Source organism: Rhodanobacter sp. B05 (assembly GCF_002001085.1).
GTDB lineage: Bacteria > Pseudomonadota > Gammaproteobacteria > Xanthomonadales > Rhodanobacteraceae > Rhodanobacter.
Genome location: NZ_MUNU01000013.1, coordinates 66,931 through 80,330, shown reverse-complemented (window position 1 = coordinate 80,330; position 13,400 = coordinate 66,931). Strand labels below are relative to the sequence as shown.

The window sequence follows — 13,400 nt, the reverse complement described above, 5'->3', positions numbered from 1 at the left end:
CGCCGGGGCAGGATGCGGCTGTTGTCGCGCACGCTGGCGCGTGAACCCGCGTCGCCGGCCGCGCTTCAGTCGTTGCCGAACAGGCCGTGTGGATATTCCGGCTTCTGCTCGCGTGCCATCAGCGCCTTGAGTCCGTCCACCGGCGTGACCTCGCCGTGCAGCACGGCGCGTACGCCGGCGCTGATCGGCAGGTCCAGGCCATGCTTGTCGGCCAGTCGCGCCACCTCGTCGGCGGTGAGGATGCTCTCGACCACCTGGCCAATGCGGCGCACCGCCTCGTCGATCGCCACGCCCTGGCCCAGCGCAAGGCCGAGGCGTCGGTTGCGCGACAGATCGCCGGTGCAGGTCAGCACCAGGTCGCCCAGGCCGGACAGGCCGATCAGGGTTTCCGGGCGCGCGCCCAGCGCCACGCCCAGGCGCAACATCTCGTTCATGCCGCGGGTGATCAGGCCGGCACGGGCGTTCAGGCCCAGCTGCATGCCGTCGGCGACACCGGTCGCCACGGCCAGCACGTTCTTCATCGCCCCGCCGAGTTCGGCACCGAGCATGTCGCCACCGGAATAGGCGCGCAGGTTCGGTGCATGCAGCAGGCCGGCGAGTTGCTGCGCAAAGGCATCGTCATCCGAATGCACGGTGACCGCGCTGGGCAAACCGGTCGCCACCTCTTTCGCGAACGACGGCCCGGTGACCACGGCCGCGGGTCGACCCGGCAGTTTCTCGGCGACCAGTTCATGCAGAAATCGTCCGGTGCCCGGCTCGAAGCCCTTGGTCGCCCAGGCGATCGCGGTGCCTGCGTCGAGCAGGGGCACCAATGCACCCAGCATCGCGGAGAACGCGTGGCTGGGCACCACGATCAGCACGATGTCGGCGCCGCGCACCGCAGCCGCCAGGTCGGCTTCGTAATGCAAGGCCTCGGGCAGGCTGATGCCCGGCAGGTAGCGTTCGTTGCAACGCTTCGCCGCCACCTCCGCCAGCGCAACGGCATCGCGACCCCACAACCGCGTGGGCACGCCGTTGCGCGCGGTGAGCGCCGCCAGCGCCGTGCCCCAGGAGCCGGCGCCGAGAACAGTCAGCTTCGGCTTGTCGGACATGCGCCGGACTCAGCTGTTGAGCGTGGCCGGGGCCTGGTCGCCACCCATCCCGCGGCGCTGCTGTTCGGCGAACAGCGCGTCGAAGTTGATCGGCTGCAACAGGAACGGCGGGAAACCGCCTTCCAGCACCATCGAGGAGATCACCTGACGCGCATACGGGAACAGCAGGTTCGGGCAATAGCTGCCGATGATGCCGGCCTGGTCGGCCTCGTTGAAACCGGCGATGCCGAACACCCCGGCCTGCTCGACTTCCGCCAGATAGGCCGTGCGCTGGCCGACCGTGCAGGTCAGGGTGAGGCTGAGCACCACTTCATACAGGTCGTTGCCGAGGTCGGTCGCCTTCTGGCCCAGGTTCAGCTGCACTTGCGGCTGGCTGGTCTCGTCGATTTCCTGGAAGATCTGCGGCGCATTCGGCGCCTCGAAGGAAACATCCTTCACATAGATCTTCTGCATCACCAGCTGCGGCTGACTGGCCTGGCCATTGGCCTGGTCGTTGGTGATCTCTTGTGCCATCGGGTGTTCCTCTTGAGTCTTGGGCGGTCGAGCAAAGAGACTGATTGTTCCATACATCCCCGTCCTGCGCACCCCTGAACAGCCGGATGGGGACGCCTAAAGATTGCGCACAACCCTGTATTTCTGCCAGAATACGCGGCTCGCCCCATGTCGGCCCGGTTCTCCGGGTGGTTCTTCACGCAATACGAACCTGCGCGACCGGGCGTTGCAGCACTCTCCAGCATTGCGTGGCGCATTGGCGTCGCTGGGCCGATGTCACCCTGGCTAACGGGTGGTAATCACGGCTTTCAACAAGCCATTCTTACGGAGGTCGTCATGGCCCGTGTATGTCAAGTCACCGGTAAGGGTGTGATGAGCGGCAACAACGTCTCGCACGCCAACAACCGTACCCGTCGCCGCTGGTTGCCGAACCTGCATGAGCGTCGCTTCTGGGTTCCCAGCGAAAACCGCTGGATCAAGCTGCGTGTGTCCAACAACGCCCTGCGCACCATCGACAAGAATGGCATCGAAGCCGTGATTGCCGACATGCGCGCCCGCGGCGAAAAGGTCTGAGGATTGAGCCATGGCTAACAAATCACAAGACAAGATCCGCATGATCTCCTCGGCCGGCACCGGCCACTTCTACACCACGCAGAAGAACAAGAAGAACACCCCGGAAAAGTTCGAGTTCAAGAAGTACGATCCGGTCGTGCGCAAGCACGTGATCTACAAGGAAGGCAAGATCAAGTGACGTGACGGCGCGTTCGCGCATCGCGCGAACGCCTTTGCCGGAACGTCATCCCGGCGCAGGCCGGGATCGCTTCTGCTCTTGCCTTTGCTCCCGCAACTGCATGTGCACCAGCGACACTGATGCCTCCAAGAAAACCCGCCCTCGTGGCGGGTTTTCTTTTTCCCGGATGGCTACTCAAACCGGGGTCTGTATGGCTGATGCGAAAGGCCAGATCGGGATCTATTTCCCTACCGAAAAGCGATGACCAGCTTCGATGTTGAAAAGCGATTCCGGCCTTCGCTGGAATGACGACATTGGAAGGTATTTCAAGGTCTCTGGCTAGACACTCTCACCGGCCCCAAAAACAAAACCCGCCAGACGGCGGGTTTTGTCGAAACAACAACTTGGCTGCAAACTCAGGCAGTCGCGACCGCGTAACCCTTGAGCCGCTGTGCAAACTCCTGCAGCGCGCGAATGCCGCTTTCCTCGGCCTCGTGGATCCACTGCTGCAGGCCCTTCAGGGCCTGCTCGGCGCCACGCTGCTCCATCAGTGCCGCGAGGCGGCTGCGGAACTCGACCACGGTGTTCAGCGTCGGGCGCTTGGCCAGCACCGCCTGCATGCGATCACGGCCTTCGCTGTCGAGCCAGCGGCCACCATCGGCCATGGCCAGGCGCATCCGGCGCGGCATCGCCTTCAGGCTCTCGCCGGCATGCTGCGCCTCGTCGCGCAGGGTCGGCACGATCACGCCGCGGTAGTAATCGGTCATGGCCTGGAAGCGATGGGTAAGCACCGCCTTCAAGGTGTCGGCATCGGGCAGGCGCACGTTCGGGCGCACGTCGAGCGAGGGCGCCACGCGCAGCACCTTGGCCAAACCGACGGCGCGCAAACCGCAGATCGCCGCCCAGCCGATGTCGAATTCCCACTTGCGCAGCGCGAACTTGGCCGAGCTGGGGAACGCGTGATGATTGTTGTGCAGCTCCTCACCGCCGATCCAGAAACCCCACGGGATCAGGTTGCGCGCGGTATCAGCGCTCTCGAAGTTGCGGTAGCCGGCCCAGTGGCCGATGCCGTTGACGAAGCCGGCGGCCCAGAACGGGATCCAGACCATCTGCAGCGCCCACAGCGCCGCGCCGATCACGCCGAACAGCGCGATGCTGATGAACAGCATCAGGGTCGGGCCCCAGTACGGATGCGCGCCATAAACCTTGTGCTCGACCCAGTCATCCGGCGTGCCGCGGCCGTACTGTTCCATGTCCTGCTTCGACTCGCAGGCATCGCGGTACAGCGAGACGCCGTCCCAGAACACCTTCTTGATGCCGTAGATCATCGGGCTGTGCGGATCTTCCTCGGTCTCGACCTTGGCGTGGTGCTTGCGATGCACCGCCACCCACTCGCGGGTGACCATGCCGGTGGTGAGCCAGCCCCAGAAACGGAAGAAGTGCGCCAGCACGGGGTGGAAATCCACGCCGCGATGGGTCTGGCTGCGATGCAGGTACAAGGTCACCGTGAAGATGGTGAGCTGGGTCACGATCAGCATGTAAACGGCGATCTGGCCCCAGCTTGCGTGGGCGAGGCCGTTGTTCAGAAAGTCGAGGACTGCATCGAGCATGGAGGGCACCGGGTGGGGGAACTGCAGAGGAACGGGCGGAGTCTAGTGGAGGGCTTTCCATACCCGCCAGCATGGCAGAACCACCATGATAACAGTCTGTCAAGAGGCGGACGTAAAACAGGTGTTGGTTCGCACGCACGAGCATCGCCAGTTGTTAAAGAGTGGGGTCGCCGTGACAATCACGCAATGACCACGATCATTCCCGCGACATCGGCGCCCGTGCTGGAACTGGAACATCTCGATCGCCGCCGGGCCGGGCGTCCGGCCGTGCAGGACCTGAGTCTGACTCTGCCACGCGGCCAGGTACTGGGCCTGCTCGGCGTCAACGGCGCGGGCAAGTCGACCACCTTGTCGATGATCGCCGGCGCCCTGCGCCCGGACCGCGGCAGCATCAAGCTGAACGGCGTGGACTTCCTGGAGCAACCCGAACTGGCCCGCACCTGGATCGGCTGGCTACCCGAACGCGCGCCACTCTGGCCCGAGCTCACCGTGGCCGAGCACCTGGCCGCGCACGGTCGTCTGCGCGGCCTGCGCGCCACCGCCCTGCGCGCGGCATGCACGAGCATCATCGAACGACTGGAACTGCAGCCACTGGCACGGCGGCTGGCCGGCGTGCTTTCGCAAGGCCAGCGCCAGCGACTGGGGCTGGCCTGTGCCCTACTGCACAAACCGGCACTGCTGGTGCTGGACGAACCCGCCAACGCGCTCGACCCGGTCCAGGTGGCCGCGCTGCGCACGCTGATCCGCGGGCAGGCCGCCGCCGGCACGGCGGTGATCCTTTCCACCCACCTGCTGGCCGAGGTCACCGCGATCTGCGATCGCGTGGTGATCCTGCACGAAGGCAAGCTGCGACACGATGGCGCGGTACGTGCCAACGACCATGCCGCGCTGGAAAAGACCTTCTTCGAGATTGCGATGAACCCTCGCCCGGCGCGGGCCGCATGAGCACGCTGGTGGTGGCACGGCTGGAGTGGCGTCGCTTGCTGGTGCGTCCATTGGCCTGGGTGCTGGCCGCGATGACCCTCGCGTGGCTCGGCTGGAATTTCACCCTGCTGCTGGGAAGTTTCCTGGCCGGCCAGATCCAGCGTGCGGCGCTGCCCGATGGGCCCGGCTTCACCGACCTGGTGGCGGTGCCGCTGCTCGGGCAACTGGCCCAGATGGCCTTCCTGGTGGTGCCGCTGCTGACGATGTCGGTGCTTGCCGGCGAACGCCGCAACGGCACCCTGCCCTTGCTGTTCGCCGCCGGTGTGCCGGCGTCGCGCATCGTGCTGGGCAAGTATCTGGCGATCCTGGCGTGGCTGCTCCTGTGGCTGCTGCTGACGCTGTCGATGCCGCTGGCACTGGCCCACGCCACCCATCTGGACTGGGGCAAGCTGGCCGCCGCCACCCTGGGACTCGTCCTGATGCTGGCCGCCCTGGCGGCGCTGGGCGTGGCCTGCTCGGGTTTTGCCTCGCATCCGGCCATCGCCGCCGCCGCCGCACTGATCGTGGCACTCGCTTTGTGGAGCGTGAATCTCGGTGCGCAAATGGCCGGCGTCAACGGCGGCGCGATCAACTGGCTGGCGATGAGCACGCATGTGCAACCGCTGCTGCGCGGCCTGGTGTCCAGCGCCGATGTGCTGTGGTTCGTGCTGCTTATCGCGCTTTCGCTGGCGCTGGCCACACGCCGGCTTGCCACCGAAATGGAGCATGGCTGATGCGCAATCTGTTCAGACGTCTGGACGGCTGGCTGTTCGCGCTGCTGCTCGTGCTCGCATGCGCGGCCATCGGCTACCTGGGTACGCGCCACGCCTACCGTGCCGACTGGACCGCGAATGGCCGGATCAGCCTCTCGGCGGAAAGTCGCGCCGTGCTGAAGCAGCTGGACGGCCCGGTGGAAGTCGTGAGCTACGCGAACCCGCAAGGCGACCTGCGCCAGACCATCGCCGGCTTCCTGCAGCGCTATCAGGCGGTAAAGCCGGACCTCAGCCTGCGCTTCGTCGATCCGCAGCTGGATCCGGCGAAGATGCGCGAACTGGGCATCACCGTCGATGGCGCGCTGATCCTGCACTACAAGGGTCACCAGCAGCGGCTGGACGAGCTCTCCGAGCGCAGCCTCACCAATGCGCTGGAACGGTTGCAGCGCGGCAACGACCGCATCGTCGCCTTCGTCACCGGCGACGACGAACGACGTGCCGATGGCCAGGCGAATGCCGACATGGGCACCTTCATGTCGCAACTGGAAAGCCGCGGCATGCGCGCGGTGCCGCTGAACTTCGCCCAGGTCAACGCGGTGCCCGAGCATACCGATCTGGTGGTACTGGCGAGCCCCACCGTGCCGCTGGCGCCAGGTGCGGTGAAGGCGCTGGTCGATTACGTGCAGAACGGCGGAAATCTGCTGTGGCTCACCGAGCCCGGCAACGACGACCTCGGCCTGAAGCCGCTGGCCCATGCCCTCGGCGTGCGCATACTCCCGGGCGTGCTGGTCGACGGCTCCGGCACGGCGCTGGGTCTGCACGATCCGCGCATGATTGCGCTGGGCAGTTACCCGCCGCAGGCGATCACTCAAGGCCTCCAGCTGACCACGCTGTTTCCGCAGGTCTCGGCGCTGGCCGAGGTGGCGCGCACGCAATGGGAGGTGCAGGCATTCCTGCGTTCCGGCCCGCAGAGCTGGACCGAGTTCAAGCCGATCGACAACACGAAGACCTCGGACATCCAGTTCGACGCCGCCGCCGGCGAGCTGAAGGGGCCGCTGGATTTCGGCTTCGCGCTGAGCCGCCTGTCGCCCAGCCCGGACAAGAGCGAGCAGCGCGCGGTGGTGATCGGCGACGGCGATTTCCTGTCCAACACCTTCCTCGGCAACGGCGGCAACCGCGCGCTGGGCGAGCGCGTGTTCGACTGGCTGCTGGGCGACGACAAGCTGGTCAACCTGCCGCCGCGCGGCGCGCCGGACCGGCTGCTGGACATCTCGCAGGGTGAATTGAATGCGCTGAGCTTCGGCTTCCTGATCGTGCTGCCGCTGCTGCTGCTGCTGATCGGTGGCGCGATCGTGTGGCGCCGGCGTCGGCGCTGACCGATGAAGCGTGCCGCTCGCCAACGCGTGTTCCTGCTGTGCGCCGTGCTGGCGCTGCTCGCGCTCGCCGGTTGGCAGTTGCAGCGCGACGCCAGCCGCGAGAACGGCAACCTCACTGCGCTCGATCCGGCAAGCATCCGCCATGTCAGCCTGACCCTGCCCGGCGCCGCCACGCTGCACTATGAGAAGCGCCGCGATGGCCACTGGTGGCGTACCGACGGCACCCCGAATCGCGTGGCCGATGATGACCGCCTGAACGACCTGACCGATATCGCTGCCGCGCACGTACTGAGCTGGCGCCCGCTCGGTGACTTCGATCCGGCCAAGATCGGCCTGTCGCCGCCGCGTGCCGTGCTGGACCTGGATGGCCAGTCGCTGGCCTTCGGTGTCAGCGCGGTGACCGGGCCACAACGGTACGTGCAGGTCGGCCAGCGCATTGCGCTGGTGTCTTTGCGTTACATGCCGCACTCACCGGAAATCAAGACCACCGAGTTGCATTGAGTCGCGGAATCCTCCCTTGCCCGAACTGCCCGAAGTCGAAACCACCCGCCGCGGCATCGCGCCGTACCTGATCGGCCGGCGCGTGCTGGGCGTAATCTTGCGCCGGCGCGATCTGCGCTGGCCGATTCCGCCGGAAATCAGCGAGCAACTGCCAGGGCAGCGCATCGACGCGGTGGAGCGGCGTGCGAAATACCTGCTGCTGCACACGGCGGTTGGCAGTGCCCTGCTGCACCTGGGCATGTCCGGGGTGCTGCGCGTGTTGCCGCCGGATGCACCCGTCGGCAAGCACGACCACGTCGACATCGCGCTGGAACGCACCCGCGCGCAGGCACCGCGCATCCTGCGCTTCACCGATCCGCGCCGTTTTGGCTGCCTGCTGTGGCAGGCGCCGGGGGAAACCCACGAACTGCTGGCCAGGCTAGGCCCGGAACCGCTCACCGACCTCTTTGACGGCGACCTGCTGTGGCAGCGGTCGCGCGGCCGCAGTGCAGCGGTGAAACTGTTCCTGATGGACAACGCGGTGGTAGTCGGCGTGGGCAATATCTACGCCAGCGAAGCGCTGTTCGCCGCCGGCATCGACCCGCGCCGCGCCGCCGGCTCCGTTTCTCGCGCGCGCTATGCGCGGCTCGCGCTGGAGGTGAAGCGCATCCTCGCCCTGGCGATCGAGCGCGGCGGCACCACCTTGCGCGACTTCCTCAGTCCCGATGGTGCACCGGGTTATTTCTTCCGCGAGTTGAACGTCTATGGCCGCGCCGGCGAACCTTGTCGCGTATGCGGCACCTCGATCCGGCAGGTCGTGCTGGGCCAGCGCTCCACGTTCTGGTGTCCGCGCTGCCAGCGCTGAGTCATGTCGGCCAGGTCAGCTCGACGAAGCTGTTGTTGAACTGCGGATCCTCCAGACCACCACCAAGACGCACCACCGCACCCGCGGACACGCCTTCCACGTCCAGTCGCTGCCCTTCGGCAAAGTGCGCGCCCAGCGCCTGCAACTCGACCAACTGCTCACATAACAACCCGGCGCGGTCGATGGCGGCATCGGGCACGTGGTGGATGCTTACATCGGGGCGGCCGAACTTGCGCATGCCGCGGGTATGGATCCACGAGCGACCCGGTTCGGATTCGCCATCGCACAGGATCAGCAGATGGTGGCGGATCGGCGCGCCGTCGCGGATCAGATAGTGCCGGCGCCAGGCAGCGGCATCGAGCAGGCTGAGGATCTGCGGGTCCAGGATCGCCACCCCGCCGACGCCGAGCATGCCCGCCAGCACGCCCAGGGTGTCGCGCAGGTAGCCCGTGGCGGGGCTGTCTTCCAGCGTACCGCGCACCACCATTACTTCAGGCGCATCGAGCGCGCGCTGGTAAGCCTGCGGCGCATCGGCCTTGTACATGCGGCCCATCGCACCCTTCAGCGGATAGCCGTCCCAGCTGCGCAGGTCGGCGTGGCGGTGACTGGTGGCGGTGAGCCCCGCCGGCAGGCCGGGACTGCCGTAGTCCTGCGAAGGCACGCGCACGGCGTCGAATTTCCCGAACACGTAGAACTGCAGCAGGATCTTCTCGTCGCTGGCCCGCCAGTGCGGGCGCTGCCAGGCGGGGATGGTGATCGGGTGGCTCATGGAATTCCTCGGGTTATGGGCCGTGCTCAGCGCTCTTCGCCCAGCGGCAGCACGGTCTGCTGCAGCTCGATGCGGCCCTGGCCCGCGCTGATCTTCTTGAACTCGGCGCGGCTCACCGAGACATAGCGTTCGTTGCCGCCGATCTCAACCTGCGGGCCGTCGGTCACGGCGCGCCCCTGTTCATCCACGCGCACCACCATGGTGGCCTTGCGCCCGGTATGGCAGATCGTCTTGATCTCCTCCAGGTTGTCGGCCCACGCCAGCAGGTAGCGGCTGCCCTCGAACAACTCGCCGCGAAAATCGGTGCGCAGGCCGTAGGCCAGCACCGGGATGTTCAGCCGGTCGACCACGTCGCTGATCTGCCATACCTGCGCCCTGGTCAGGAACTGCGCCTCGTCGACGAACACGCAGTGCAAGGCACCGCGTGCGGCAATATCCGCCTCGACCAGCGCAAACAGATCCTCGTTTCCGCTAAAACGCCGCGCGTTCGCCTTCAGGCCGATGCGCGAAGCCACCGTGGTGACCGCAGCCGCAGGCTGCTCCTTCTTCCCTTCTCCCGCCTGCGGGGGAAGGTGGCCCGCAGGGTCGGATGGGGGTTCGCCATGCTCGCGCGTATCAACATCCGGTTTCAGGATCAGCGTGCGCATGCCACGCTCGTGGTAGTTGTACGCACTCTGCAACAGCGTGGTGGTCTTGCCGGCGTTCATCGCCGAGTAATAGAAATAGAGTTTGGCCATTGGGAGCCGGAAATAGGAAATAGGGAATGGTCAGATCGCGAGGCAGCAGCCGAGTCACACTTCCCAGTTTCTCACACGTCCGATCGCCGAGCCTTTGCTTCTGCCGATTCCCTGCTCCCCATTCCCTATTCCCGATCCACAGCCGTATTGCCGCCGGTGAACTGCGCGCGGGCCTGGGCCATGCGGTAGCGGTGTTCGGCGCGACCGCGGCGCCAGTCGCGCAGGAAGCTGATCGCGTAGACCAGCTTGAACAGGCGCAGCTTGCGCAGCACCTTCGGCGTGTCGAACAGGTCGCCGGCCAGCATCGAGATCACGCCCTGCTCCAGCTGCCAAGTGTTGCGTGGCTGGCGGAACATCTGCTGCATCACCGGGCCGTTGAAGCGGTAGATGAAGAAGGAAAAGCGCGCCATGGCGGCACGCTGTCTCTTTTCCAGGTCGCGCATCCGCTTCGTCTCGCACGCCGGATCGCGCAGCGCGGCGTCGACCACCTCCACCGCCTGCTCCGCGCCGCTCATCGCCAGGTACACGCCGGAGGAGAACACCGGGTCGAGGAAGGCGAATGCATCGCCGACGAGGATCCAGCCCGGGCCGCCCATGCAGCGGGAATCGTAGGAATAATTGCCGGTGACGCGCACTTCGTTGTCGATCAACTCGGCATGCTGAACGCGCTGCCACAACGCCGGGCTCAGCTTCAGCGTATCGAGCAGGAACTCGAGCGTGCGGCCCTTGCGCTGCTTCAGGTAATCCGGCCGGCATACCGCACCCACGCTCATCACGCCGTCGGGCAGCGGGATCATCCACATCCAGCCGTGCGCGAAGCTGTAGATGCTGATGTTGCCGGCGTCCTCGCCCTCGCGCCGCACGGCGCCGCGAAAGTGGCCGAAGATCGCCGCGCTCTGGTGCTGGCCGTTCTTGCGCCGCAGTTTCTTCTTCGTGGACAGCAGCGCATCGCGACCGCTGGCGTCGACCACGTAGCGCGCCTGGATCGCATAGCTGCCACCGTCGTCGGTCTTCACGTCCAGCCAGCTTTCGCGCGAACCGCGCTGTTCGACCTGCACCACCTCATGCCCCTCGCGCGCATCGGCGCCACATTCACGCGCGTGCCGGTAAAGCATCCGGTCGAAATCCTGCCGCCACACCTGATACGCGTGCGGCGGGCTCTGCCCGATCGCGCGGGCAAACGCGTAGGTGTTGTAGCCGCGCGCGTTGTCCGCCTCGAAGTCCGCGCCGGGCTTGAACACACCCAGCGCGCGCACCTTGTCCAGCACACCGAGTCGCTCGAATACCGGCAGGTTCATCGGCAGCAGCGATTCGCCGATATGAAAACGCGGGTGGTATGCCTTCTCCAGCGCGATCACCTTGTAGCCGCTGCGGGCCAGCAGCGTTGCGGCGGTGCTGCCGCCCGGACCGCCACCGATCACCACTACATCACATTGCTCCACTTGCTGTTCCGCCATGCCTTTCCCCGGCGACTGTCGTGGACCGATTATGGCCGAAGCGGGCGGGTCTGCCAGCGCCGCTCTGCTAACATCGGCCTCCGCATCCTGCACCGTTCCGATCCATGCTCAACCCCCAACAACTGGCCGCCGTCGAACATTGCGAGGGGCCGCTGCTCGTGCTGGCCGGCGCCGGCTCCGGCAAGACCAGCGTGATCACCCAGAAGATCGCATACCTGATCCGGCGCAAGTGCCTGGCGCCGTCGAAGATCGCCGCGATCACGTTCACCAACAAGGCCGCCCGCGAGATGCGCGAGCGGGTGGCGAAGCTGGTCAGCAGCGAGGATGCCGCCGCGCTCACGGTCAGCACCTTCCACGCGCTGGGCCTGAAATTCCTGCAGATCGAACATGCGCGTGCCGGCCTGCGCCGGGGATTCTCGGTGCTCGACGCCGACGACAGCGGCGGCATCGTCAAGGAGCTCGCGCCCAAAGGCGTGAAGCCCGACGTGCTGTTCGGCCTGCGCAACCTGCTCAGTCGCGCGAAAAATGGCGGACTCTCACCGGAGGAAGCACTGGCCGCCGCACGCAGCCCGCGCGAGCTGGAGGCAGCAACCATCTACGAGATGTATCAGCAGCGCCTGGCCGCATTCAACGCGGTGGATTTCGACGACCTGATCCGGCTGCCGCTGCGCATCCTTGAAAGCGATGTCGAATGCCGCGACGCCTGGCGCGAGCGTTTCCGCTACCTGCTGGTGGACGAATACCAGGACACCAACGACGCACAGTATCGCCTGCTCAAAGCGCTGACCGGCGAACGCGGCGGCATTACCTGCGTGGGCGACGACGACCAGTCGATCTACGCCTGGCGCGGCGCCAACCCGGAGAACATCGACCAGTTCGGCCGCGACTGGCCGAACCTGCGCGTGATCAAGCTGGAGCAGAATTACCGTTGCGGCAAACGCATCCTGCGCGTGGCCAACAAACTGATTTCCAACAACCCGCACCTGCACGAGAAGAAATTGTGGAGCGAGCATCCGGAAGGTGCGCCGATTCGCGTGCTGGAGTGCAAGGAAGCCGAGCAGGAGGCCGAACGCGTCGCCGCGATCGTCACCACCCTGGCCGAGAAGCACAAGGCGCGCTGGCACGACATGGCGATCCTGTACCGAGGCAACTTCCAGGCGCGGGCTCTCGAGAAGGCTCTGCGCCTGGCACGCATCCCCTACCACCTTACCGGCGCGCTGTCCTTCCTCGACCGCGCCGAGGTGAAGGACCTGCTGTGCTACCTGCGCCTGCTGACCAACCCCAGCGACGACGCCGCCTTCCTGCGCGTGGTCAACGTGCCCAAGCGCGAGATCGGCGCCACCACGCTGGAGAAGCTGGGCCAGATCGCGCAGTCGCGCCATTCCTCCCTGCTCGACGCCACCCGCAGCGACGGCGTGCTGCGCCAGCTCACCCCGCGCCCCGCGGCCGCGCTGGCCTCGTTCGCGAACCTGCTCGACGAACTGCGCAGCGCCTCGCTGCACGAAAGCGCCGCCGACCTGGTCGAGCGGATCCTGCAACGCACCGGCTACGCCGCGCAGATCGCCGCCGGCACGCCCGACGCCAGCGTGCGCGAGCGCAAGCTGGGCAATCTGAAAGAGCTGGCCGACTGGTTTCGGGCGATGCAGAAGGGTGGCAACTCCGCCGGCGACCTCGCCTCGCAACTGGCCCTGCTCAGCCACGCCGACCGCGACGAACCGGGTAATGCCGTGCGCATGATGACCCTGCATGCCGCCAAGGGGCTGGAGTTCCGCTTCGTCTTCATCGTCGGCTGCGAGGACGGCACCCTGCCGCACGAAGGCGCCATCGACGAAGGCCGCATCGACGAGGAACGCCGGCTGATGTACGTCGGCATCACCCGCGCCAAGGAGTTGCTGACCCTGTCCTGGTGCGCGCAGACCAAACGCTACGGCGACATCCACCGCAACCAGCCCAGCCGCTTTCTGCACGAACTGCCGCAGGACGACCTGCACTGGCAGGGCAAGGATCCGGAGGCGGACAAGGAAGTGACCCGGGAAACCGCCGAGTCGCACATGGCGAAGATCGCGGCGATGCTGGCGGGCGGGTGACCCCGCGTCAGCCGCAGCCATCCCGCATGA

Annotated in this window: 14 protein-coding genes; 8 read left to right on the top strand and 6 right to left on the bottom strand. The window is 66.3% G+C overall.

Translation table 11 applies throughout. The features are described from left to right. Nucleotides 1–65: 65 nt before the first annotated feature. On the bottom strand, nt 66–1,091 hold the full coding sequence (locus B0E47_RS06715; RefSeq protein WP_077513246.1) for an NAD(P)H-dependent glycerol-3-phosphate dehydrogenase: 1,026 nt from the start codon (nt 1,089–1,091) through the stop codon (nt 66–68). Between the two features lie 9 nt (nt 1,092–1,100). Then, a complete protein-coding gene (gene secB / locus B0E47_RS06710) occupies nt 1,101–1,604 on the bottom strand; it encodes a protein-export chaperone SecB (RefSeq protein ID WP_077513245.1) in 504 nt (167 codons plus the stop codon). A gap of 315 nt (nt 1,605–1,919) precedes the next feature. On the opposite strand from secB, the gene rpmB reads away from it, so the two are divergent. Together rpmB and rpmG are read left to right on the top strand one after the other, a co-directional pair. Further along, nucleotides 1,920–2,156 (top strand): 50S ribosomal protein L28, encoded by a 237-nt coding sequence (rpmB, locus tag B0E47_RS06705; protein ID WP_077513244.1) that lies wholly within the window; start codon nt 1,920–1,922, stop codon nt 2,154–2,156. A 10-nt stretch (nt 2,157–2,166) separates the two neighbouring features. Further along, nucleotides 2,167–2,334 (top strand): 50S ribosomal protein L33, encoded by a 168-nt coding sequence (gene rpmG / locus B0E47_RS06700; RefSeq protein WP_007513765.1) that lies wholly within the window; start codon nt 2,167–2,169, stop codon nt 2,332–2,334. A gap of 395 nt (nt 2,335–2,729) precedes the next feature. Here the strand turns inward: rpmG and B0E47_RS06695 are convergent, their stop codons facing one another. Continuing rightward, nucleotides 2,730–3,923, bottom strand: a complete 1,194-nt coding sequence (locus B0E47_RS06695) for a fatty acid desaturase (RefSeq protein WP_077513243.1) — start codon at nt 3,921–3,923, stop codon at nt 2,730–2,732. A gap of 186 nt (nt 3,924–4,109) precedes the next feature. On the opposite strand from B0E47_RS06695, the gene B0E47_RS06690 reads away from it, so the two are divergent. From B0E47_RS06690 to mutM, 5 genes are read left to right on the top strand one after another with little or no spacing between them, the layout of a single operon-like run. Next, entirely contained in the window at nt 4,110–4,868 is a 759-nt protein-coding gene (locus B0E47_RS06690; RefSeq protein ID WP_077513242.1) for an ABC transporter ATP-binding protein, read from the top strand. Beyond that, nucleotides 4,865–5,620, top strand: coding sequence for an ABC transporter permease (locus B0E47_RS06685; RefSeq protein ID WP_077513241.1), 756 nt, complete (start codon nt 4,865–4,867; stop codon nt 5,618–5,620). The genes B0E47_RS06690 and B0E47_RS06685 overlap by 4 nt, the downstream gene beginning before the upstream one ends. After that, nucleotides 5,620–6,975, top strand: a complete 1,356-nt coding sequence (locus B0E47_RS06680; RefSeq protein WP_077513240.1) for a GldG family protein — start codon at nt 5,620–5,622, stop codon at nt 6,973–6,975. Before B0E47_RS06685 ends, B0E47_RS06680 begins: the two co-directional genes overlap by 1 nt. Before the next feature lie 3 nt (nt 6,976–6,978). Further along, nucleotides 6,979–7,476 (top strand): hypothetical protein, encoded by a 498-nt coding sequence (locus B0E47_RS06675; protein WP_077513239.1) that lies wholly within the window; start codon nt 6,979–6,981, stop codon nt 7,474–7,476. A gap of 16 nt (nt 7,477–7,492) precedes the next feature. Beyond that, nucleotides 7,493–8,320, top strand: a complete 828-nt coding sequence (mutM, locus tag B0E47_RS06670) for a bifunctional DNA-formamidopyrimidine glycosylase/DNA-(apurinic or apyrimidinic site) lyase (protein ID WP_077513238.1) — start codon at nt 7,493–7,495, stop codon at nt 8,318–8,320. 1 nt (nt 8,321) lies between these two features. On the opposite strand, the gene B0E47_RS06665 is transcribed toward mutM, so the two are convergent. The 3 genes from B0E47_RS06665 to B0E47_RS06655 form a co-directional block, all read right to left on the bottom strand. Further along, entirely contained in the window at nt 8,322–9,089 is a 768-nt protein-coding gene (locus tag B0E47_RS06665; RefSeq protein ID WP_077513237.1) for a hypothetical protein, read from the bottom strand. Nucleotides 9,090–9,115: 26 nt separating this feature from the next. After that, entirely contained in the window at nt 9,116–9,826 is a 711-nt protein-coding gene (locus B0E47_RS06660) for a thymidine kinase (protein WP_077513236.1), read from the bottom strand. Nucleotides 9,827–9,951: 125 nt separating this feature from the next. After that, the gene (locus B0E47_RS06655; RefSeq protein ID WP_077513235.1) at nt 9,952–11,283 is read right to left on the bottom strand and encodes an NAD(P)/FAD-dependent oxidoreductase; all 1,332 of its coding nucleotides are present in this window, start codon (nt 11,281–11,283) and stop codon (nt 9,952–9,954) included. A gap of 104 nt (nt 11,284–11,387) precedes the next feature. Between B0E47_RS06655 and B0E47_RS06650 the strand changes: the two genes are divergently transcribed. Beyond that, nucleotides 11,388–13,370 (top strand): UvrD-helicase domain-containing protein, encoded by a 1,983-nt coding sequence (locus B0E47_RS06650; RefSeq protein WP_077513234.1) that lies wholly within the window; start codon nt 11,388–11,390, stop codon nt 13,368–13,370. Nucleotides 13,371–13,400 lie beyond the last annotated feature (30 nt).

Bases quoted from the DNA above. Each gene is read 5' to 3' on its own strand.
- B0E47_RS06695 (WP_077513243.1), bottom strand. From the start codon at position 3,923: ATGCTCGATGCAGTCCTCGACTTTCTGAACAACGGCCTCGCCCACGCA.
- B0E47_RS06650 (WP_077513234.1), top strand. From the start codon at position 11,388: ATGCTCAACCCCCAACAACTGGCCGCCGTCGAACATTGCGAGGGGCCG.
- B0E47_RS06680 (WP_077513240.1), top strand. From the start codon at position 5,620: ATGCGCAATCTGTTCAGACGTCTGGACGGCTGGCTGTTCGCGCTGCTG.
- rpmB (WP_077513244.1), top strand. From the start codon at position 1,920: ATGGCCCGTGTATGTCAAGTCACCGGTAAGGGTGTGATGAGCGGCAAC.
- B0E47_RS06715 (WP_077513246.1), bottom strand. From the start codon at position 1,091: ATGTCCGACAAGCCGAAGCTGACTGTTCTCGGCGCCGGCTCCTGGGGC.
- B0E47_RS06685 (WP_077513241.1), top strand. From the start codon at position 4,865: ATGAGCACGCTGGTGGTGGCACGGCTGGAGTGGCGTCGCTTGCTGGTG.
- B0E47_RS06665 (WP_077513237.1), bottom strand. From the start codon at position 9,089: ATGAGCCACCCGATCACCATCCCCGCCTGGCAGCGCCCGCACTGGCGG.
- B0E47_RS06675 (WP_077513239.1), top strand. From the start codon at position 6,979: ATGAAGCGTGCCGCTCGCCAACGCGTGTTCCTGCTGTGCGCCGTGCTG.
- B0E47_RS06690 (WP_077513242.1), top strand. From the start codon at position 4,110: ATGACCACGATCATTCCCGCGACATCGGCGCCCGTGCTGGAACTGGAA.
- B0E47_RS06660 (WP_077513236.1), bottom strand. From the start codon at position 9,826: ATGGCCAAACTCTATTTCTATTACTCGGCGATGAACGCCGGCAAGACC.
- rpmG (WP_007513765.1), top strand. From the start codon at position 2,167: ATGGCTAACAAATCACAAGACAAGATCCGCATGATCTCCTCGGCCGGC.
- B0E47_RS06655 (WP_077513235.1), bottom strand. From the start codon at position 11,283: ATGGCGGAACAGCAAGTGGAGCAATGTGATGTAGTGGTGATCGGTGGC.
- secB (WP_077513245.1), bottom strand. From the start codon at position 1,604: ATGGCACAAGAGATCACCAACGACCAGGCCAATGGCCAGGCCAGTCAG.